This is a genomic window from Streptomyces sp. NPDC104309 (assembly GCF_055584025.1).
This window is the reverse complement of record NZ_JBVJMV010000011.1, coordinates 66,065-86,571: the sequence shown is the minus strand read 5'-3', so window position 1 is coordinate 86,571 and position 20,507 is coordinate 66,065. Positions and strand designations below refer to the sequence as shown.

Annotated in this window: 23 protein-coding genes; 14 read left to right on the top strand and 9 right to left on the bottom strand. The window is 70.4% G+C overall.

What is annotated here, in order from left to right:
* Positions 1-38: 38 nt before the first annotated feature.
* The 8 genes from ACZ68L_RS18045 to yhfZ all read right to left on the bottom strand — a co-directional run bounded on the left by ACZ68L_RS18045 (position 39) and on the right by yhfZ (position 7,776).
* Positions 39-1,280, bottom strand: coding sequence for a phosphopentomutase (locus ACZ68L_RS18045; protein ID WP_469577832.1), 1,242 nt, complete (start codon positions 1,278-1,280; stop codon positions 39-41).
* Positions 1,281-1,306: 26 nt separating this feature from the next.
* Positions 1,307-2,470: an alanine racemase gene (locus ACZ68L_RS18040; protein ID WP_469577830.1), complete on the bottom strand. Its 1,164-nt coding sequence runs from the start codon at positions 2,468-2,470 to the stop codon at positions 1,307-1,309.
* Between the two features lie 2 nt (positions 2,471-2,472).
* Positions 2,473-3,588, bottom strand: coding sequence for an aminotransferase class V-fold PLP-dependent enzyme (locus tag ACZ68L_RS18035; RefSeq protein WP_469577828.1), 1,116 nt, complete (start codon positions 3,586-3,588; stop codon positions 2,473-2,475).
* On the bottom strand, positions 3,585-4,547 hold the full coding sequence (locus ACZ68L_RS18030) for a phosphotriesterase family protein (RefSeq protein ID WP_469577826.1): 963 nt from the start codon (positions 4,545-4,547) through the stop codon (positions 3,585-3,587). Before ACZ68L_RS18030 ends, ACZ68L_RS18035 begins: the two co-directional genes overlap by 4 nt.
* A gap of 35 nt (positions 4,548-4,582) precedes the next feature.
* Positions 4,583-5,917: a YhfT family protein gene (locus ACZ68L_RS18025; RefSeq protein ID WP_469577824.1), complete on the bottom strand. Its 1,335-nt coding sequence runs from the start codon at positions 5,915-5,917 to the stop codon at positions 4,583-4,585.
* 42 nt (positions 5,918-5,959) lie between these two features.
* The gene (locus ACZ68L_RS18020; RefSeq protein ID WP_469577822.1) at positions 5,960-6,316 is read right to left on the bottom strand and encodes a DUF2620 domain-containing protein; all 357 of its coding nucleotides are present in this window, start codon (positions 6,314-6,316) and stop codon (positions 5,960-5,962) included.
* A 44-nt stretch (positions 6,317-6,360) separates the two neighbouring features.
* Complete coding sequence (locus ACZ68L_RS18015) at positions 6,361-6,747, bottom strand: PRD domain-containing protein (RefSeq protein WP_469577820.1); 387 nt, start codon at positions 6,745-6,747, stop codon at positions 6,361-6,363.
* Positions 6,748-6,837: 90 nt separating this feature from the next.
* On the bottom strand, positions 6,838-7,776 hold the full coding sequence (gene yhfZ, locus ACZ68L_RS18010; RefSeq protein ID WP_469577819.1) for a GntR family transcriptional regulator YhfZ: 939 nt from the start codon (positions 7,774-7,776) through the stop codon (positions 6,838-6,840).
* A gap of 154 nt (positions 7,777-7,930) precedes the next feature.
* Between yhfZ and ftsH the strand changes: the two genes are divergently transcribed.
* Positions 7,931-9,844, top strand: a complete 1,914-nt coding sequence (ftsH, locus tag ACZ68L_RS18005; RefSeq protein WP_469577817.1) for an ATP-dependent zinc metalloprotease FtsH — start codon at positions 7,931-7,933, stop codon at positions 9,842-9,844.
* A 57-nt stretch (positions 9,845-9,901) separates the two neighbouring features.
* Here ftsH and ACZ68L_RS18000 read toward each other — a convergent pair whose 3' ends face one another.
* Positions 9,902-10,750 (bottom strand): methyltransferase domain-containing protein, encoded by an 849-nt coding sequence (locus ACZ68L_RS18000; RefSeq protein WP_469577815.1) that lies wholly within the window; start codon positions 10,748-10,750, stop codon positions 9,902-9,904.
* Positions 10,751-10,978: 228 nt separating this feature from the next.
* Between ACZ68L_RS18000 and proS the strand changes: the two genes are divergently transcribed.
* The 13 genes from proS to ACZ68L_RS17935 all read left to right on the top strand — a co-directional run bounded on the left by proS (position 10,979) and on the right by ACZ68L_RS17935 (position 20,396).
* A complete protein-coding gene (gene proS, locus ACZ68L_RS17995) occupies positions 10,979-12,394 on the top strand; it encodes a proline--tRNA ligase (RefSeq protein ID WP_469577813.1) in 1,416 nt (471 codons plus the stop codon).
* A 229-nt stretch (positions 12,395-12,623) separates the two neighbouring features.
* On the top strand, positions 12,624-13,217 hold the full coding sequence (locus ACZ68L_RS17990) for a hypothetical protein (protein ID WP_030928573.1): 594 nt from the start codon (positions 12,624-12,626) through the stop codon (positions 13,215-13,217).
* Positions 13,218-13,374: 157 nt separating this feature from the next.
* Positions 13,375-13,818 carry a 30S ribosomal protein S16 gene (gene rpsP / locus ACZ68L_RS17985; RefSeq protein ID WP_361452577.1) on the top strand — a complete coding sequence of 148 codons (444 nt, stop codon included), beginning with the start codon at positions 13,375-13,377 and terminating at the stop codon, positions 13,816-13,818.
* A gap of 2 nt (positions 13,819-13,820) precedes the next feature.
* Entirely contained in the window at positions 13,821-14,060 is a 240-nt protein-coding gene (locus tag ACZ68L_RS17980) for an RNA-binding protein (protein ID WP_020868149.1), read from the top strand.
* Between the two features lie 79 nt (positions 14,061-14,139).
* On the top strand, positions 14,140-14,724 hold the full coding sequence (gene rimM, locus ACZ68L_RS17975) for a ribosome maturation factor RimM (protein WP_469577810.1): 585 nt from the start codon (positions 14,140-14,142) through the stop codon (positions 14,722-14,724).
* Positions 14,724-15,545, top strand: coding sequence for a tRNA (guanosine(37)-N1)-methyltransferase TrmD (gene trmD / locus ACZ68L_RS17970; RefSeq protein ID WP_469577808.1), 822 nt, complete (start codon positions 14,724-14,726; stop codon positions 15,543-15,545). Before rimM ends, trmD begins: the two co-directional genes overlap by 1 nt.
* A 167-nt stretch (positions 15,546-15,712) precedes the next feature.
* A complete protein-coding gene (gene rplS, locus ACZ68L_RS17965; protein ID WP_351083108.1) occupies positions 15,713-16,063 on the top strand; it encodes a 50S ribosomal protein L19 in 351 nt (116 codons plus the stop codon).
* A 45-nt stretch (positions 16,064-16,108) separates the two neighbouring features.
* The gene (lepB, locus tag ACZ68L_RS17960; RefSeq protein WP_469577805.1) at positions 16,109-16,879 is read left to right on the top strand and encodes a signal peptidase I; all 771 of its coding nucleotides are present in this window, start codon (positions 16,109-16,111) and stop codon (positions 16,877-16,879) included.
* On the top strand, positions 16,872-17,951 hold the full coding sequence (gene lepB, locus ACZ68L_RS17955) for a signal peptidase I (protein WP_469577803.1): 1,080 nt from the start codon (positions 16,872-16,874) through the stop codon (positions 17,949-17,951). Before lepB (ACZ68L_RS17960) ends, lepB (ACZ68L_RS17955) begins: the two co-directional genes overlap by 8 nt.
* Positions 17,848-18,747 (top strand): signal peptidase I, encoded by a 900-nt coding sequence (lepB, locus tag ACZ68L_RS17950; RefSeq protein WP_469578152.1) that lies wholly within the window; start codon positions 17,848-17,850, stop codon positions 18,745-18,747. Before lepB (ACZ68L_RS17955) ends, lepB (ACZ68L_RS17950) begins: the two co-directional genes overlap by 104 nt.
* Before the next feature lie 51 nt (positions 18,748-18,798).
* Positions 18,799-19,545 carry a signal peptidase I gene (gene lepB, locus ACZ68L_RS17945; protein ID WP_469577800.1) on the top strand — a complete coding sequence of 249 codons (747 nt, stop codon included), beginning with the start codon at positions 18,799-18,801 and terminating at the stop codon, positions 19,543-19,545.
* Positions 19,535-20,023: an NUDIX hydrolase gene (locus tag ACZ68L_RS17940; protein ID WP_469577799.1), complete on the top strand. Its 489-nt coding sequence runs from the start codon at positions 19,535-19,537 to the stop codon at positions 20,021-20,023. Before lepB (ACZ68L_RS17945) ends, ACZ68L_RS17940 begins: the two co-directional genes overlap by 11 nt.
* Positions 20,024-20,087: 64 nt before the next feature.
* Positions 20,088-20,396, top strand: a complete 309-nt coding sequence (locus tag ACZ68L_RS17935) for a DUF2469 domain-containing protein (protein WP_003965949.1) — start codon at positions 20,088-20,090, stop codon at positions 20,394-20,396.
* Positions 20,397-20,507 lie beyond the last annotated feature (111 nt).

Genomic DNA, 20,507 nt, shown 5'->3' with positions numbered 1-20,507 from the left:
CGCCGGTGGGCGCCCCTCACGCATGTCGTCGGGCGAACCTACGCGGCGTGCCGCCCAGGCCGCAGCGCCGTGCCGTTGGCCAGTCCGCCCGGGTCCAGGGACAGCGAGACGGCCGCGGTGGCGCCCACATCCGCGAGGCTCTCCGCGTCCGGCAGCAGCTCCACGCCGTCCGTGCCGGGCCGGTGGATCAGCACCGGCACGTACTCGCGGGTGTGGTAGGCGTGCCCGATCGTGGGGTCGTTCCCGTGGTCGGCGGTGACGATCAGCCGGTCGCCGGGGCCGTCGAGCAGCGCCACGAGTCCGGCGAGTCCGGCGTCCACCTGTTCCAGGAGGTGTCCGTAACGCTCGGTGTCCTGCTGGTGCCCAGCCAGGTCGGTCTCCTGGACGTTGGCGACGACGAGCGCGTTGCCGGGGGCGCGTACCGCTTCGAGGGTGTACGCGAGCACGTCGGCGGTCCCGACGGCCGGGTGCCGTCGCGCCGCCTCGCACGCCAGGATGTCGGCGGCCTTCCCCACCAGGGTGACCGGGACACCGGCGCGGGCGGCCAGATCGGGGAGCTGGCGGGTGTGGTCGAGCTCGGCGCCCAGGTGCTGGACCTCCAGGCCGCCGTTGCGGTAGAAGCCGGTGGCCGGGGTGTCGAGGCCGACGGTTCCCGCGTCGCCGGGGCGTACGAACCGCCCGAGCGGACCGTCCGCGTGGCCGCCGACCGCGATGACCCGGGCGACGGGCGCGACCGCGCGGACGGTACGGGCGATGGCGAGGATGCCGCCGGGGCCTTCGAAGGGCAGATCGTCGAGGCGTCCCGAGGCGTTCCAGTTGATCCCGGGGTCGGCCTCCAGGTTGTCGTGGACGAGGACCGCCCCGTCGACCACGAGCAGCGGCTTGCCGTCCAACGGGACGACGTGGTGCCCCGCCGCCTCCAGGGCTCTGGTCACCTCGTCGAGGTGGTCGGCGAGCCGGGCGACGGTGACCCGGCTGAAGTCCGCGCCCATCATGGTCTGGTGGCCCGCGAAGGTGTCGGCGCCGGGATAGCCGAGCGCGGCGCGGCCCGCGGCGACGGGCAGCAGGGTGCGACGGGCGAGATCCGGGTGCGGGTGGACCAGGCCGAGCCCCAGCGCGCCGAGCACCGGCAGGCGCAGCGGGCGGCCGAGGGCCGTGCGGCAGTGGTCGAGAACGTGTCCGCAGGTGTCGGCGGTGAGATCGCCGGGGCGCAGGGTGCCCGCGTCGGGCATGGCGCCGACGCCGAATCCGTCGATGACGACGATGACGGTCTTGGCCATGGAGGCATCCTCTTCCGGGTCCGGCCTCACAGGGCCCGGCCCTGGGCGTCGTACAGCGCGTTCAGCCGGGGGGCGCCGGAGGAGAGTCCGGAGACGACGGCGACGGTCGAGCGGGTGACGAAGATCTGGGTGCGGAAGGCGAGCAGCGCGGTGTCCCCGAGCCGGACGTCCTGGCCGTCGGCGGGCGCGTCGAGCAGCCGGTAGTAGTCGATGTTCTCGGCGGGCGCGTCCTGTACGCCGAGGCGTGCGCCGGTGCGCGGCAGCAGGGCGCTGCGGATGTGGGACCGGGCGTAGAAGCCGCCGCCGCGGATCGCCGGGCGGCCGTCGTCGAGGGTGTGGGCGATCTCGCTGACGTACACGTACGCGGGCTTCTCGGGCTGGTGCGGGTCGATGGCGTGCAGCGGGGTGGTGCCGGTGAGGGCGTGGCCGGGTTCGCCGTGGGTGGCGCCGAGTTCGGCGAGCAGGGGGAGGGAGGCCATCGAGGTGGCGCTGGGCGCGCTCAGCTTGAGGCGCTCGTGTCCGCGGGAGGCCAGGACCTCACGGGCCTTGAGGGCGAGCGCGAAGTTGGGGGTGGCGCGGGGAACGCCGGTCGCCGGGTCGCACAGGACGCAGGGGAAGGCGGTGACGCCCGCGATCCGGATGCCGGGCAGCCGTTCGGCGGCCTCGGCGAAGGCGTCGAGCCGGCCGAGCGGGACGCCGCCCTCCTGACCGGGGTAGACCGAACCCTCGGCGCCTTCGAGGCGCACCAGCACGTCCTGGACGAGGCCCAGCCGCTGGGCGGCCCCGGACACGGCCTGCGCGTTGGCGAGGTCGAAGACGGTGACGGTCTCGGGGCGCCAGGCCAGCATTTCCGGCAGTGCGCGGCGGGGGATCTGGACGAGGTGGCCGAGGTTGCCGGCCCGCGCGCCCGCGGCGCGCAGGGTGCGGGCCTCGGGCGGATCGATCGCGGCGAACGCGGGGATGTGCCGGGCGACGGCCCTGATCAGCTCGGGGTTGCGGCCCAGCTGCTTGACCACGAACCAGAGGCCGACGCCCAGCCGTTCGGCCTCCGCCGCCAGCAATGCGGCGTTGGCCTCGATGGCGTCGAGGTCCATCACATAGGTGTCGGGCGGGATCTCGCCGCGCCGGTGAAGGGTGGCCGCGGCGTCGACGAGCTCGGAGTTGCGGGTGAGCACGGTGTCGAGAAACACGGTCAGTCGTCCTTCGGGTCGTTCAGCGCGCCGAGCGAGCGGCGCAGGATGTCGATGACGAGATCCGCGCCCGCACGCATCGGATTGACGCGCACGGTCCAGTCGGCCAGCTCGGGGGAGTCGTCCAGGGCGGAGCTGGACATCCGGTAGAAGAGCGGCGCGATCTCGTAGCGGGAGTTGGAGCCGACGGGGTAGGGGGCGGCCCCGAAGCGGGCGGCCACGGCGGGCAGTTCCCGTGCGACCGGCCGGTCGAGGCGGACCAGCAGGCAGCGGTCCTGGGCATTGGCGATCCGTACCTCGGCGACGCCGTCCACCTCGCCCGCGGCCAGCCGTTCGGCGACCTCGGCGCCCACCCGGGACTGCACGGACCACATGACCGGCACGTGCGTGAGGGCGCGCAGGGCGTCGAGCGCCTGCCAGCCCTGGACCTGGCCGCCGCCGGAGTAGTTGTCGCGGCGGATGTGCCCGACCAGATCGCGGGCGCCGACGACGATGCCGACGCCTTCGGGGCCGTGCAGCTTGAAGAGGGAGAAGCAGGAGGCGTCGGCGCCGAGCTCCACTCCCGCGGCGGGGGTGCGCATGACGGCGTAGTTGTCGTCGACCAGGGTGCGGACCCCGGCGGCCCGGCAGGCGGCGAGGACCTCCGCCGGGTCGTACGAGTCGGCGAGCCGCTGGCGGGTGTGCTGGACGTAGGCCCACCGGAACCGGCCGGACCCCAGGGCCTCGCGCAGCGCCCGCGCGTCGTTGAAGTCGACCTCGACGGTCGTCACGCCGATGCCGCGCAGCGTGACCTCGGTGGTGCGGTAGACGGGGGCCCGGTGGATGAGCAGCGGGTCGCCCGCGCGCACGGCGGCATTGAGGGCGGCGCGGATCGCGCCGGTGCCCGCGCCCTGGACGAACGCGGCGTCCTCGGCGCCGAAGAAGTCCGCGAGTACGGCCTCGACCCGGGCGGTGGTGCGGGGGCGGCCGAGACCCGGGACGACCCCGGCGTCCGCGTCGAAGAGCTGGGGGCCCTCGAAGTGCGTGGTGGTGGCCTCCAGGAGCCGGAACTGTCTGGCGATCGCGTCGTCCAGCTCCACCGTCGCCAGCGGGAAGGTCTGCGGAAGTACGGGACTCATGCTCGGATCTCCTCCACGCGCGCGCCGGTCAGGAAGCGCAGCGGATTGCGGCGGGTCATCAGGTCGATCAGGTCGTCGTCGACTCCGGCGGCACGGACCTCGGGCAGGAAGTTCCGAAAGAGATGTCCGTACCCTTGGCCGCCCTCGTCCAGGAGGTAGCCGTGGCGGGAGATGTCACAGCTCAGCAGGACCCGGTCGGCGTGCCCGGCCTCGATGAGGGCGAGCAGCAGCCGCAGCCGGGTGTCGTCACTCTGGTAGCCGTCCTTGCCGACGGTGTCGAACGCGACGTATGCCCCGCTCGCCGCCAGCTCCTCGTGGACGGCGGGGTCGTCCAGCAGGTCCTGGTGGCCGATGCTGACGCGGTGGGCGGGCAGGCCCTCGCCGGTCAGCAGCTCCAGCTGGGCGACTCCGCCGCGGCCGAGCTGGGCGTGGGTGGCGACGGAGAGGCCGGTGGCGAGGGCGGCCCGCGCACTGGCGCGCAGCACCTTGGCCTCGGACGCCGTCGGGGTGTCGCCGTGGCTGCCGATCTCACCGAGGACACCGGGGCGGATGCCGGTGGCGCCGATGCCGCCGTCGATCTCCGCCACGAGCGTGCGGGCCAGTTCTTCGACGGTGGCGTCGTCGATCTCGGGGGTGTGGAACGGTTCGTAGTACCAGCCGGTCGCGGCGACGACGGCGATCCGCGCGTCCCGGGCGATACGGGCCAGGGCACGGACGTCGCGGCCCATGCCGCGGCAGGTCAGCTCGACGACGAGACCGAGGCCGAACTCCTCGCGCAGGGCGGTGAGCTCGGCGGTGACCGCCGGGGTGTGAAGGTCCGGGTCGAGGACGGCCGCGCCGTCGCCCCTGTGGTCCAGGTCGAGGACCAGGTGCTCGTGGGCGAGGGCGGGGCCGGCCACGGAACCGGCGGGGAGATCGCCGGTGACGGTGCGCAGGGTGGGCGGGGCGGGGTGGTTCATCGTGGGGGGTTCCTTCTTCGTGTACGCGGCCGGCCTCAGCCCTTGATCGGGGTGAACAGGTCGAGCCAGTACAGGACGTTGAGGAGGATGCCGCCGACGATGACCGCGGCGGGAGCGGCGGCCATCTTCACGACCGGCCGGCCCATCGCCTCGTTCAGCAGGTAGAGCCCGCCGACGACGAGGATGCCGAGACCGCCGCCCATGGCGTTGGCGGCCATCAGCGAGCCGAAGAGGATCGCGAGCTGCAGGGTGTCGCCGATCGCGCTGCGCAGGTGCTCCGAGGAGTCACGGACGCTGGGCAGCTTGCCCAGGAGCTTGCCGATGTACGACAGGGCCAGGACCTCGGCGGCGAAGACGACGGCGCCGACGATCGCGGCCAGGAACGGGTTCGGCATCAGATAGCCGATGGGGTACACCAGGGTGAATCCCGCGATGCCGTACGCGCCGGAGGCGAGCGCGGTCGTCGCGATCAGCGGAATGAAGCCGAACACCCGGTAGAAGTCGACCTGGGCGGCCTCGGAGTACTGCCCCTTGGCGATCAGGAAGCTGGTCGCCTCGCCGCCGCCGAATATGTGCATCTGGGCCAGCACACAGACCCCGGCGCCGAGCACCATGAACAGCGGGAGGTACTTGCGCAGACGGGCCGCGCTGGCGCTGAAGAGCGAGGCCATCGGGTCGTCCTCCAGGACGACCTCGGTGACCCCCGCGGCCCGGTCGGCCCTGCGCTGCTTCATGTCCTTGGCGACGGCCAGGGCGATCAGCATCAGCACGCCGACGGCCATGGCCAGCGCCCCGGCGAACATCTTCGGCCAGAGCTTCATGGTCATGACGACCAGCGCGAGTTCCAGGACTCCGGCGATGCCGCCCCACTTGCGGCCGAACTGCTTGGTGATGGCGAGCACCGGGAACAGCGCGAAGAGGAAGAGGATCGGCGTCGACATCTGCTGCATGGCGGTGATGAAGTCGACGGGCAGGTCGTGCGCGACGTTGTTGGCGCCGTTCAGCCCGAAGACGACGACGGCGCCCCAGGCGCCGCCGAGGATCGGCGCGAGCCACTTCTTCGGCGCCAGAATGCCGAGGATGTCGGTGGGCAGGAAGACGAGCCACGGGTTGAGCACGCCGGTGGAGAGTGCCATCGGGGCGCCGAGTCCGAAGATGAACCCGGCGGAGAGGCCGAAGGAGACCGCCGTCGTCGCGCTGCGGGTGGTGCGCCCCTGGATGAAGTCCAGCAGGAACGGACGTACGCCGTCGTTGAAGACGGCCAGAGCCATGTGAGAGATGTACGCGGTCAGCGCGCACAGGGCTATCACGGTCAGCTGCTGGGCCAGCGTGAAGTCAAGGCTGGTGCCGGCGGCGAGTGTGGTGCTCACGAGTCACTCCTTCGTGCCCGGGATGAGGGAGGGGTGGCCGGATCAGCCGCGGGCGGCGATGGCGCGCGCCATGAGTGGGGCGATGACGTCGATCTGGTCCATCGAGAAGCCGAAGACCTTCTTGCCGTCGGCGATCAGGGCGGTGACCTCCTCCTCGGTGGGCACGCTGCGGCCGAAGGTGTGGCAGGCGGCGCTGCCCATGAGGCCGACGAGGACGCCGAGGGAGGCACCGGCACCGGTGTGGCAGGTGCCGAGGTAGTAGTCGGCCTGTCCGACGCGGAGCTTCATCGCGGCGTCCATGTCGCTGGAGGTGACGACGTCGAGGGCGTCGATGCCGAGCTTGCCGATGGCCTGGGCGACCTCGACCTTGCCGACTCCACCGGTGAGGATCTTCGTCATTTCTGTCTCTTCTCTCTGTGCGGCTGTTCCGTGTGCGGGGCGGGTCAGGAAGTGGGAGCGGCCGGTGACTGCTGGGCCAGGACGGCGAGGTGCATGCCGAGGAAGTTGACCTCCGACTCGGGGAGCGCGGCACCGAGTTCCCGTTCGGCCCGCGCGGACACGGCACGGGCGCGTTCGACCGCGTCGGGGTGTCCGGCCAGTTCGGCGGCGACCTGGTCGTCGGTGAGGAACTGCTCGATCGGCTCGCCGTCCAGGAGCCGGGTGAGCGCCATCATCAGATGGCTGGTCAGCATGCCCGCGGTCGCTTCGGTGACCGTGCGGCCGTCGGTTTCGAGGGCGGTCAGCTCGGCGGTGACGAAATCGGCCACTTCGGGCCGGACCTGACCGCCTTCGCGGAAGAGCTGGATCCGCAGTGCGAGCTGGTCGTCCATGGTGATCCTCCTAAAATCAACAATAATCAGGATTCTGTATTTTGAGGCCGACGGGCGTTCGGGACGAGCGAGATGTCCGTCACCCGCCGGTCAGTACGAGGGCATGCGCTCGCCCCGCAGCACTTCGCTCTGCAGCCGGGTCACCAGGGACAGGTCGAGCGCGTCCCGCACCGCGGCGAGCGCCTTCGTCCCCTCGGTCCGCCCGATGACGGCCGCGCTGGAGTTGCGCAGCGACAGCTCGCGGGTGACCTCGTCGCCGAGCGGGAGCACGTCGACGCCCGGCCCGATCCGGTCCTGCGCCTCGTCCAGGTTCCAGACGGTGGCGTCGACCTCGTCGCGGGCGAAGAGGTCACGCAGCTGCATGTACGAGGCCTCCAGCCACTCGATGTCGTCCCGGCCGGCGAACACCCGCTCCACGAGCATCCGCAGATCCTCGGACGCGTGGTCGACGGCCACCCGCAGTCCGGGGGAGTCCAGGTCGACGCCGTGCCGCACCAGCATCCCGTGTGCGCCGACGTAGGTGGCGGGGCCGAGATCGGCGACGAGTTCCACCGGGTGCTCGGCGATCAGCTGGTCGGCCGCGAAGCGGGACAGGATGACGAGGTCGACCTTGCCCTCCAGCAGTGCGGCCGTACGGGCTCCGGCACCTCGCATGAACGTGATCGCGAACGGGGCGCCCGCCTCCTCGAAGGCGCTGCGCAGCCCGGTCGCCAGCCCTTCGTACCTGCGCGAGTACGGGAGCGGCATCGCGGCGAGCAGTGTGCCGAGTCCGGACAGCCGCCAGAGGATGGAGCGGTCGGACCGGACGAGGAAGGTGCCGAGATGGCCGCGGGCCGTCGTCTCGATCGCGCCGGAATCCTCCAGCAGCTGCAAGGCCGCCTGAACGGTCCCGTTTCCGCAGCCCAGCTCCTCGGCGAAGTCGCGCACGCGGGGCAGGCGGGTGTCCGGCTCATGGTTGAGCAGCAGGACGGCGAGCTGCCGGGCGGCGAGGCCGTTTCGAGTGAGGAAGCGGTCATCGAAATCGTTCACGAATCAAACAGTAAACAGGATTCTGGATATTGACAAGGAATTCATCCGGGTGGCCTCGCTTCCCTCTCTGGGCCCACTGGAGAGGCTCACGGGGGGCTTGGTGTCGTTTTCTCATCTAATGTCACGATTGACGGCTGCCGGAAGAGGAGCACGCGTGACCAACCCCGTACCTCCCCGCGATCGAACCGACCAGCCGTGGCGCTCCGAGGGCGCCCCACCACCTCCGCCGACGGGCCGGAAGATGCCCGGGGGCTGGGGCGGGCTGCTGCTGACCGCGCTCGCCGTCTATCTGATCGCCAATCTGGTGCTGTCCTTCTTCAATGGGGCGGAGGAGCGGACGATCGCGTACACGGAGTTCAGCAAGCAGGTCACCTCGGGCAATGTCTCCAAGATCTACGCCAAGGGCGACGCGATCCAGGGGCAGCTCAAGAAGGAGGCGAAGGTTCCGGGAAGCGACAAGACGTACACCAAGTTCGTCACTCAGCGGCCCGCCTTCGCGGATGACAATCTCTGGGCCGAACTGGTCAAGGACGATGTCACCGTCACCGCCGAGCCGGTCGTCCAGCAGCGCAGCTTCCTGGCCAATCTGCTGATCTCGCTGGCCCCTATGCTGCTGCTCGTCCTGCTCTGGGTGTTCATCGCCCGGCGGATGGCCAGGGGCATGGGCGGCGGGATGGGCGGCTTCGGGCGCAAGGCGCCGCCCAAGCCCGTCGAACTGGAGGCCGCCGAGCGCACCACCTTCCAGGACGTGGCCGGGATCGACGAGGTCGAGGGCGAGCTCAACGATGTCGTGGACTTCCTGAAGAACCCGCAGGCCTATCGGAAGATGGGCGCCCGGATGCCCGGCGGAGTTCTCCTCGCGGGACCTCCCGGCACCGGCAAGACCCTGCTCGCGCGGGCCGTCGCCGGTGAGGCCGGAGTGCCGTTCTTCTCGGCCTCGGCCTCCGAGTTCATCGAGATGATCGTCGGCGTCGGCGCGAGCCGGGTGCGGGAACTCTTCGCGGAGGCGCGCAAGGTCGCCCCCGCCATCATCTTCATCGACGAGATCGACACCATCGGCCGGGCCCGCGGCGGCGGCTCCGGCATGGGCGGTCACGACGAACGCGAACAGACCCTCAACCAGATCCTCACCGAGATGGACGGCTTCTCCGGTTCGGAGGGGGTCGTCGTGCTCGCCGCCACCAACCGGGCCGACGTCCTCGACCCCGCCCTCACCCGGCCCGGCCGCTTCGACCGCATCGTCCAGGTCAGCCCGCCGGACAGGGGCGGCCGGGAGGCGATTCTGGAGATCCACACCCGGCAGATCCCGCTTGCCGAGGATGTGAACCTGGCCCAGGTGGCCGGCACGACCCCCGGAATGACCGGCGCCGATCTCGCCAACCTGGCCAATGAGGCCGCGCTGCTCGCCGTCAAGCGCCGGCAGTCCGAGGTGAGCCAGTCCGATCTCTCGGACGCCCTGGAGAAGGTCCAGCTCGGGGCGGAGCGCTCGCTGGTCATGTCGGACGAGGAGCGCCGCAGGACCGCGTACCACGAGAGCGGGCACGCCCTGCTCGGCATGGTCCAGCCGGGGGCCGATCCGGTCCGCAAGGTCACCATCGTCCCGCGCGGCCGGGCCCTGGGCGTCACCCTCTCGACACCGGACGCCGACAAGTACTCCTACACCGAGGACTACCTGCGCGGCCGCATCATCGGCGCGCTCGGCGGGATGGCCGCCGAGCACGTGGTCTTCGACATGATCACCACAGGTGCGGAGAGCGACCTGGAGCAGGTCACCAACCTGGCCCGCGGCATGGTCGGCCGCTGGGGCATGAGCCACAAGGTGGGCAGGCTGACCGCGATCCCGGGCGATGCCCAGCAGGCGTACGGACTGTCGGCCGCCCCCGCGACGCTCGACGCGGTGGACAGCGAGATGCGGCGGATCGTCGACGAGTGCTACGAGGCGGCGTGCCGGCTCCTGCGCGAGAACCGGGACCGGCTGGACTCGCTGGCCGCGGCACTGCTGGAGAACGAGACGCTGGACGAGGCCGCGGCCTACCGGGCGGCCGGCATCACCCGTCTGGCCAAGTAGCACCCGCCCTGCCCCGTGCGCGCACGGGGCTCACCTGCGCCGCACACGGGCTCACGATCACGTGGTGCACACGAGATAGCGGAAGACGTTCGGCATCCAGATCGTGCCGTCCCGGCGCCGGTGCGGATGCAGGGCCTCCGCGACCTCCTTCTCTACCTGGGCCCGGTCCGTCGCCCGCACCGCCGCGTCGAAGAGCCGCGTCGACAGCAGTCCCCGCACCGCGCTGTCCATGTCCGCGTACCCGAACGGGCACGCCACCCGTCCGGAGCCGTCCGGATTCAGACCGGCCCGGAACGCCACTTCCTCCAGGTCGTCCCGGCGTGCCACGCGCCAGCCGTCCGTGCGGGGCGTCGGCGCCCCGTCGGCGAGCCGGTCCGCCACCCGCAGTACCGGGGTCGTCGCACACCGCTCCGGCGGGCCCCACCCGGCCAGCACCACCGTGCTGCCGCGGGCGGCCAGCGGTACGGCGGACCGCAGCGCGGACACCAGCCCTTCCCCGTCCCCGGACGAGCAGCCGATCGGGGTGAACGCGGTGAGCAGGTTGTAAGGGGTTCCGTCGGCCGGGGCGGCCTCGGACGGATCGCCGTCGAGGAGCCGGGGATGCCCGGCCTCGTTCCCCGGGTCGGTCAGCAGCCGGGCCCGTGCGAGTGCCAGCCGGTCGGGGTCGGTGTCGACGCCGGTGACGCGGGCCCCGCGGCCGGCCGCGATCAGCAGCGCGAGACCGGAGCCGCAGCCGAGGGAGAGCAGCCGGGTGCCGGTGCCCACTTCGAGCCGCTCGTACACCGCCTCGTACAGCGGTGCGAGCATTCGCTCCTGGATCTCGGCCCAGTCCCGGGCGCGGGTGCCGGGGTCCACCGGGGTGGCCGTGTCCGCGTGGCTGCGGTGCCGGACGAGCGTAGGTGTCATGGAAGCGCTCCAATCCGCCGAGAGGTCGGTCGTGTCCGATCGGTCGTGCCCCGAGTGGATGCTCCCCCCTGTGCGTGTGCGCCCGCTCCCCCCTCCATGTCAGAGAACTGCGCATCGGCCCCCGCGTCCAGGGGCCCGACCGCAATGGCCGGGTGGTCCGGGGGACGGACCGCGGCAGCGGGGCCCGTCGCTCCGTGTGGTGGGCGGTGTCGCCATACGATGCGCGCCATGGCAAAGGCACCCGTTCTCACGCCCCAGGCCGAGGACTTTCCCCGCTGGTACCAGGATCTGATCAACAAGGCCGAACTCGCGGACAACGGTCCGGTGCGCGGCACCATGGTCATCCGGCCGTACGGATACGGCCTGTGGGAGCGGATGCAGCAGGAGATGGATGCCCGGATCAAAAAGGCGGGCGCCCGGAACGCCTACTTCCCGCTCTTCATCCCCCAGTCTTACCTGACACGCGAAGCCGAGCACGTCGAGGGCTTCGCGCCGGAGCTCGCGATCGTGACCCGCGGAGGCGGAAAAGAGCTCGAAGAGCCCGTGGTGGTGCGGCCGACGTCCGAAACGATCATCAATGAGTACTTCTCGAAATGGGTGCGGAGCTACCGGGATCTGCCGCTGCTGATCAACCAGTGGGCGAACGTGGTGCGCTGGGAGAGGCGGCCGCGGGTCTTTCTCCGCACGACGGAATTCCTCTGGCAGGAGGGCCACACCGCCCACGCCACCCGCGAGGAGGCCCGGGAGTACGCCGCGTACATCCACCGGGACGTCTACGCGGACTTCATGGTCAATGTCCTGGGCATCGATGTGGTCCTGGGCCGCAAGACCCCGGCCGAGCGATTCGCGGGCGCCATCAACACTCTGACGCTCGAAGCCATGATGCGGGACGGCAAGGCCCTGCAGATGGGTACGAGCCACGAGCTCGGCACCAATTTCGCCAAGGCCTTCCACACCGGCTACCTGTCCAGGGAGGGCAGGCGGGAGCTCGTCTGGCAGACCTCGTGGGGCTCGTCGACCCGCATGGTCGGCGGTCTGATCATGGCGCACGGCGACGACCACGGCCTCCGGGTGCCGCCGCGGCTCGCCCCCGTCCAGGCGGTCGTCCTCGCGATCAAGGGGGAGGAGGCGGTGCTGAGCGCGGCCCGGTCCGTCGGGGAGCGACTGCGCGCCGCGGGGATCAGGACCGAGGTCGACGACCGCACCGACACCCCGTTCGGCCGCCGCGCGGTCGACTGGGAGCTGAAGGGCGTGCCGGTACGGATCGAGGTCGGCCCGCGCGATCTGGAGCACGGCACCGCGATGCTGGCCAGGCGCGTCCCCGGCGGGAAGGAGCCGGTGGCGGTCGAGGCCCTGCCCGCGCTCCTTCCGGCCGTCCTGGAGGAGGACCAGGCGACGCTGCTGCGCGAGTCCCGTGTCAGGCGCGAGTCGTCCACCACCGAGGCCGCGTCCGTCGAGGAGGCCGCGGAGGCCGCGGCAGCGGGCGGCTGGGCACGTATCGCCTGGTCGGCCCTCGGCCCGGCGGGGGAGGCCCGGCTCGCGGAACGGGGGGTGTCGGTGCGGTGCCTGGTCGCGGCGGACGGGTCGGTGCCGGATTCGGACGATGCCCCCGGTAATGTCGCGCTGGTGGCCCGCGCCTACTGACGCCCCGCCCGCCCACCGGGGCGGCTCGGCATCCCGGCATACGCCGGCCGACTACGCGTCCGGGCGTACGGGGCGCTACGTACCGGCTTGGTGTGAGCTGTGAGACTTCTCCGCAGATCTGCGCACCCGCCCTCGTCAGGACGCATCAACGGCAACTGACTGGTACGTGCAAATTATTTGGGATGGCCCGGAATCGGAACACCGGGGCACTCGCGCTCGTTGTCACGACGTGAGCACGACACCACCTGTACTTGCCGCAGAGCTGGCGCAGGCGTGGGCCGACATTCAGCGGTACCACCCCGAGCTGCCGGATCTAGCCGCGCCCGAGTCCCTGATCGGAGAGTCCTCGTCCGCCTGTGGCGCCGAACTCTCCTTCGAGCGACTGCTGCATGAGGCAGTCCATGGCATCGCCGCCGCGAGAGGTGTCCGCGACACCTCGCGGGCCGGCCGCTACCACAACCGTCGATTCCTCGCGATCGCCGAGGAGCTGGGCCTCGACCATGCCGAGGAGCCCCACCCCAGCAGTGGCTTCTCACTGGTCACGCTCAATCCCGAGGCCAAGCGCAGGTACCGGCCGACGATCGAGCGACTGCAGCGCGCTCTCAAGGCGCACACGGTCGCCACCGCCGCCGACACCAAGCGTTCCTTCCGCGGGCCGGCTGCCCGGCACGGTTCCTCCGGCGGAGGAGTCCGCGTCAAGGCCGTCTGCGACTGCGGACGCAATGTGCGGGTCGTCCCGTCGGTCCTGGCGCAGGCGCCGATCGTCTGCGGCGGCTGTGGAAAGCCGTTCCGTATCCCGGAAGCCGCGGTCGCGGTGGGGTGACCCGATGCGGTGTGGCACAATGACTAGCTGTACTCGACAGTCGCACAGGACCCCTCTCTCCTCCGGCTGACGCGTCCATCGGGCACCCGAGTACCGCAACCCCACGTGGCATCTTCGTTGTGCCCAACCACGTCATAGACCAGGAGACACCACTTCCGTGGCAGTCAAGATCAAGCTGAAGCGTCTGGGCAAGATCCGTTCGCCTCACTACCGCATCGTCGTCGCCGACTCCCGTACCCGCCGTGACGGCCGGGCCATCGAGGAGATCGGTCTGTACCACCCGGTGCAGAACCCCTCGCGCATCGAGGTCAACTCGGAGCGTGCGCAGTACTGGCTGTCCGTCGGCGCCCAGCCGACCGAGCCGGTTCTCGCGATCCTGAAGCTCACCGGTGACTGGCAGGCCCACAAGGGTCTCCCGGCCCCCGCGCCGCTGCTGCAGCCGGAGCCCAAGGCCGACAAGCGCGCCCTGTTCGAGGCCCTGGCCAAGGACGGCGGCGAGGAGTCCAAGGGCGAGGCCATCACGCAGAAGGCGAAGAAGTCCGACAAGAAGGCGGACGAGGCTGCTGACGCGGCTGCGGCCGCCGAGTCGACCGAGGCCTGAGCATGCTCGAGGAGGCTCTCGAGCACCTCGTGAAGGGCATCGTCGACAACCCCGATGAAGTGCAGGTCGCCTCGCGCAACCTGCGCCGTGGTCGCGTGCTTGAGGTCCGGGTCCACCCCGACGACCTCGGCAAGGTGATCGGCCGCAACGGCCGCACCGCGCGCGCACTGCGTACCGTCGTGGGCGCCATCGGCGGCCGTGGCATCCGCGTCGACCTCGTCGATGTGGATCAGGTTCGCTGACAGAGTTGAACACCGGCACGGGCCGGGGAGGGCCAAGCGCCCGCCCCGGCCCGTCGTCGTATGACAGGAGAGACACAAGGTGCAGTTGGTAGTCGCGCGGATCGGCCGTGCCCACGGCATCAAGGGCGAGGTCACCGTCGAGGTGCGTACGGACGAGCCGGAGCTGCGGCTCGCGCCCGGGGCCGTACTCGCCACCGAACCGGCCGGCGCCGGACCGCTCACGATCGAGACCGGCCGGGTGCACAGCGGACGGCTGCTGCTCCGGTTCGAGGGCGTACGCGACCGTACGGCTGCCGAGGCCCTGCGCAACACACTGCTGATCGCCGAGGTCGACCCGGCGGAACTCCCCGAGGACCCCGAGGAGTTCTACGACCATCAGCTCATGGACCTCGACGTGGTTCTGGCCGACGGCACCGGGATCGGCCGGATCACCGAGATCACACACCTGCCGTCCCAGGACCTCTTCATCGTGGAGCGGCCGGACGGCAGCGAGGTGATGATCCCGTTCGTCGAGGAGATCGTCACCGAGATCGATCTGGCGGAGCAGCGTGCGGTGATCGCCCCGCCGCCCGGACTGATCGACGAGAGCCAGGCCGTGATCGCCTCCTCGCGCGACGAAGAGGGCGACGGGGACGGGACGCCCGAGTCCGGGAAGGACGCCTGATGCGCCTCGACGTCGTCACGATCTTCCCGGAGTACCTGGAACCGCTGAACGTCTCGCTCGTCGGCAAGGCCCGCGCGCGCGGCCGCCTCGATGTGCACGTCCACGATCTGCGCGACTGGACGTACGACCGGCACAACACGGTGGACGACACCCCGTACGGCGGCGGCCCCGGCATGGTCATGAAGACCGAGCCGTGGGGCGAGGCGCTGGACGACGCCCTGGCGCGCGGGTACGAGGCCGGGGCGCACTCCCCGGTGCTCGTGGTCCCCACGCCCAGCGGCCGTCCGTTCACCCAGGAACTCGCCGTCGAGCTCTCCGAACGGCCGTGGCTGATCTTCACGCCGGCCCGCTACGAGGGCATCGACCGCCGGGTGATGGACGAGTACGCCACCCGCATACCGGTCGTCGAGGTGTCCATCGGTGACTACGTGCTGGCCGGCGGGGAAGCCGCGGTGCTGGTGATCACCGAAGCGGTGGCCCGGCTGCTGCCCGGTGTGCTCGGCAACGCCGAGTCGCACCGCGACGATTCCTTCGCCCCCGGCGAGATGGCCGATCTCCTGGAGGGGCCCGTCTACACCAAGCCGCCCGAGTGGCGCGGCCGGGGCATCCCGGACGTCCTGCTCAGCGGTCACCACGGGAAGATCGCACGCTGGCGGCGGGACGAGGCGTTCCGTCGCACGGCACTCAACCGGCCCGATCTCATCGAGCGCTGCGAGGCGAGCGGCTTCGACAAGAAGGACCGCGAGATCCTCTCCATCCTCGGCTGGTCACCGGAGCCCGGGGGCCGATTTTGGCGCAGGCCCGAGGCCGTGGAAGAATAGGCCGCTGCTGTACGTCCGGCGTGCGCCCCTGCCACAGGGGGAAGCGACCGCTGTGTTCTCCATGCACATGGGGAACGGTCCCGACGCCCGTCCGACGCGATCAGCGCCTCCAGCTCCTCACTACCTTCCGTCGATGACCTGTGGCATCGGCGAAGAAAGCAGACAACATGGCTTCCCTGCTCGACGACGTCAACGCCGCATCGCTGCGTACCGACGTCCCGGCGTTCCGCCCCGGCGACACCGTCAACGTCCACGTGCGAGTGATCGAGGGCAACCGCTCCCGTATCCAGCAGTTCAAGGGCGTGGTCATCCGCCGCCAGGGCTCCGGCGTCAGCGAGACCTTCACGGTCCGCAAGGTCTCCTTCAGCGTCGGCGTGGAGCGTACCTTCCCGGTGCACAGCCCGATCTTCGAGAAGATCGAGCTCGTCACCCGCGGTGACGTCCGTCGCGCCAAGCTGTACTACCTCCGTGAGCTGCGCGGCAAGGCCGCGAAGATCAAGGAGAAGCGCGACAACTGAGCTGACTCCCAGGTCCACAGGACGGCCGGATAAGCTCTGGCCCCGATGGACACGGAAGCCAAGCCCTCGGAGCGCGACAGCTCCTCCGCACCCGCAACAGGGTCGGAGGAGGGGTCGCGCTTCTCGCGTATCCCGGACCGGATGGCCGCCTCGATGTCGTGGCGGCGGACCGCCGCGCTCGGTGCCGTCTGCGCGGTCTTCGTGCTGCTGCTCAGCGCCTTCGTGGTGCAGCCCTTCCTGATTCCCAGCGGCTCGATGGAGTCCACGCTGCGGGTGGGGGACAGGGTGCTGGTGAACAAATTGGCGTACCGTTTCGGCTCCGTACCGCAGCGCGGTGACGTGGTGGTCTTCGACGGCACCGGATCCTTCGTGCAGGAGGCGCCGCGGGAGAACCCCGTCACCGGCCTGCTGCACGGCGTGGCAGCGTCCCTCGGCCTGGCGAGGCCCGCCGAGACCGACTACGTGAAGCGGGTGGTGGGCGTGGGCGGTGACCGGGTGGTCTGCTGCGACAGACGAGGGCGGGTCGAGGTGAACGGCCGTCCCGTCGACGAGGACTACCTGTTTCCGGGAGACGCGCCGTCCCGGGTGCGCTTCGACATCGTCGTGCCCGACGGCACGCTGTGGATGATGGGCGACCACCGCAGCAATTCCCGCGACTCGCGCGACCACCTGGGAGAACCGGGCGGCGGCATGGTCCCGGTCGACAGGGTGATCGGCCGGGTGGACTGGATCGGCTGGCCGCTGGGCCGGCTGGGCTCGCTGCCGGACAGTGCCGCCTTCGCCGGCGTACGGGCGCCGGGCGGGGCTCATGGGTAGCCGCGGGCGGCGGGAGGGCGGGACCGACCCGGAGATACCGGTGTCGGCCGACACCGGGCCGACACCCGCGCGCCCACGGCCGACCAGGGCGGAGCGGCGCAGACTGGCGCGCAAGGTCAGACGGCGGCGGCGCGGGTCGGCCGTGCGGGAGATCCCGCTGCTCATCACCGTGGCGCTGCTGATCGCGCTCGTGCTCAAGACCTTCCTGGTGCAGGCCTTCGTGATCCCGTCGGGATCGATGGAACAGACCATCCGGATCGGCGACCGGGTGCTGGTGGACAAGCTGACGCCCTGGTTCGGGTCCAGGCCCGAGCGCGGAGATGTCGTCGTCTTCAAGGACCCGGGGCACTGGCTGAACCAGGAGAACGTCGGCAAGAAGGACTCGCCCGTCGTCGTCAAGCAGGTGAAGGAAGCGCTGACGTTCATCGGGCTGCTGCCCTCCGACGACGAGCAGGATCTGATCAAACGGGTGGTCGCCGTCGGCGGCGACACGGTGAAGTGCTGTGACAAGGACGGCCGGATCACGGTCAACGGCGTGCCGCTCGACGAGCCGTATCTGAACCCCGGCAATCCGCCCTCCCTCATCAAATTCGAGGTAAAGGTTCCGGCCGGACGGATCTTCGTGATGGGTGACCACCGGTCCAATTCGGCCGATTCGCGCTACCACTTGGACGAGCCTGAGCACGGCACGGTTTCCGAGGACGAGGTCGTGGGACGGGCCGTGGTCATCGCCTGGCCCTTCGGCCACTGGCGAAAACTGGAGGAACCGGCGACATTCGACTCGGTCCCTGACGCGCGCGCCGGGACGACTGCTGGGTCGGGCCCGTCGAATAGTGTGTCGTCCAAGGATCCCAACGGAGTGATCCCTCTCCCGACCCCTGCGGAACTCCCGCTCGTTATGGGAGTGGTGGGCCTGCACCGGCTAGGGCGCGGGCGGCGGCACGGAGTAAGGAGTGGATGTGGGGGATTTGGCGGTCGGCGCGCGATCCGGACACGAGGAACCCGAGGACCGGCCGGGCAATCCGGAGAATGTCGACTCCGCCGGGACGACGGCGGACGGCGCGGGGAGTGACGGCGACTCCCCGGGCGGTGGTGATTCGGCCCTGAAGAAGCCGCGCTCCTTCTGGAAGGAGCTCCCTCTGCTCATCGGTATCGCGCTGGTTCTCGCGCTGTTGATCAAGACGTTTCTGGTGCAGGCGTTCTCGATCCCCTCGGACTCGATGCAGAACACGCTGCAGCGGGGCGACCGGGTGCTGGTCGACAAGCTGACGCCGTGGTTCGGCGCGGAGCCCAAGCGCGGCGAGGTCGTGGTCTTCCACGACCCGGGCGGCTGGCTGGAGAGCACCCAGACGAGCAATCCGAACGTGGTGCAGAAGTTCCTCAGTTTCATCGGACTGATGCCGTCCGCCGAGGAGAAGGACCTGATCAAGCGGGTCATCGCGGTCGGCGGCGACACGGTGGAGTGCAAGAAGGACGGCCCGGTCGTGGTCAACGGCAAGGCACTGGACGACACGTCGTTCATCTTCCCCGGGAACACGCCCTGCAATGACGAGCCGTTCGGCCCGATCAATGTGCCCAAGGGGCGCATCTGGGTGATGGGCGACCACCGCCAGAACTCCCTCGACTCCCGCTACCACCAGGGTCTGCCGGGCGGCGGCACGGTCTCCGACAAGGAGGTCGTCGGCCGGGCCATCGTCGTGGCGTGGCCCATCAACCGCTGGGCGACCCTGCCGGTCCCGAAGACCTTCGACCAGCCGGGGATCAACGCGGCGATGGGCCTGGCCCCCGGAGCACTCGGCGTAGCCGGTGCGGTGCCCCTCGTGATGTGGCGTCGCAAGAGGCTGACCAGCGGGCGTACCGCCGGGTAGGGTGCCGACTCGGATCAGCGATTGTCGATCTCCGAGGTGGGGGACGCTGGGATGAGTGGAACAGGACGTACGGGTGACGGCCACGGTCGGCTCGGCAGCAAGCTGTCGGGGCTGGCCGTGGCCGTCGGCTGTGTGCTCTTCCTCGGCGGCTTCGCCTGGGCGGCCGTGGTGTACAAGCCGTACACCGTGCCGACCGAGTCGATGACACCGACGGTGCACGCCGGAGACCGGGTGCTCGCGGAGCGGATCGACGGCAGCGAGGTGCGCCGCGGCGACGTGGTGGTCTTCACCGATCCGGCGTGGGGCGACGTGCCGATGGTGAAGCGGGTCGTGGGCATCGGCGGTGACACGATCGCCTGCTGCGACAAGGGCCGGCTCAAGATCAACGGCAAATCCATTGAGGAACCGTATCTGCATACGAAGGGCCTCGCCTCGGTGAGCGACTTCACGGCGGATGTGCCCAAGGGGCAGCTCTTCCTGCTCGGGGACGAACGCAGCGCCTCGCTGGACTCGCGGGTCCATCTCGACGACCCGGGGCAGGGCTCCGTGCCGCGCAGCGCGGTGCAGGCCAGGGTGGACGCCATCGCCTGGCCGCTGAACGGCATGGTCGGGCGGCCGCAGGCCTTCGCCTCCCTCCCCGGAGGCGTGTCGTCGCCCGGACCGCTGCGGCTGCAGCTCGCTGCCGTGGCGGTGGGTGCGGTGCTCATCCTCGCCGGATGCGCGTACGGTCCGATCGCGGCACGGTCCGCGCGGTCGGCACGGAGCAGGAGTGAACGGGCGACCGCCGGTGCGCACTGAGAAACGGAAGGTCGCCCGCGTGGTGCTGCTGGACCCCGACGACCGCATTCTCCTGATGCACGGGTTTGAACCGGAGGACCCGGCAAGCACCTGGTGGTTCACCCCCGGTGGCGGTCTGGAGGGCGACGAGACCCGGGAACAGGCCGCGCTGCGCGAACTCGCCGAGGAAACCGGGATCACCGACGTCGAGCTGGGCCCGCTGCTCTGGCAACGGATGTGCTCGTTCCCGTTCGACGGCCGCCGCTGGGAGCAGGACGAGTGGTACTACCTGGCACGTACGACGCAGACCGCCACCGACACGCGTGGGCTGACCGGGCTGGAGCAGCGCAGCGTCGCGGGCCTGAGGTGGTGGACCTCCGCCGAACTGTCGGCGGCGCGTGAGACGGTGTACCCGACCAAACTCGCCGAGCTGCTGCGCACGCTGCTCGCCGAGGGTCCTCCGTGTACGCCAATGGTTCTGGCCCCCGAAACCGCCTAAGCGCCCGGGGGTGCCCGGGTCTGGCGCACAATGGGGGCACGCACGGCTGAAGGGGAACATGCCAATGAGCGCCGAGGACCTCGAAAAGTACGAGACCGAGATGGAGCTGAAGCTCTACCGGGAGTACCGAGATGTCGTCGGTCTGTTCAAATATGTGATCGAGACCGAACGGCGCTTCTACCTCACCAACGACTACGAGATGCAGGTGCACTCGGTTCAGGGCGAGGTGTTCTTCGAAGTATCCATGGCGGACGCCTGGGTCTGGGACATGTACCGGCCCGCACGCTTCGTCAAGCAGGTGCGGGTGTTGACGTTCAAGGACGTCAACATCGAGGAGCTCAACAAGAGCGATCTCGAACTTCCGGGCGGCTGAGCCCCGTTTTCCGGAGGCTGATTCCCACTTCCGGGTGGCTGGGTTATCCACAATCCCGGACTTGTCCACCAAGATCCACCAGCTGGGACCGAACCCGTCAGAGTCGGTCCC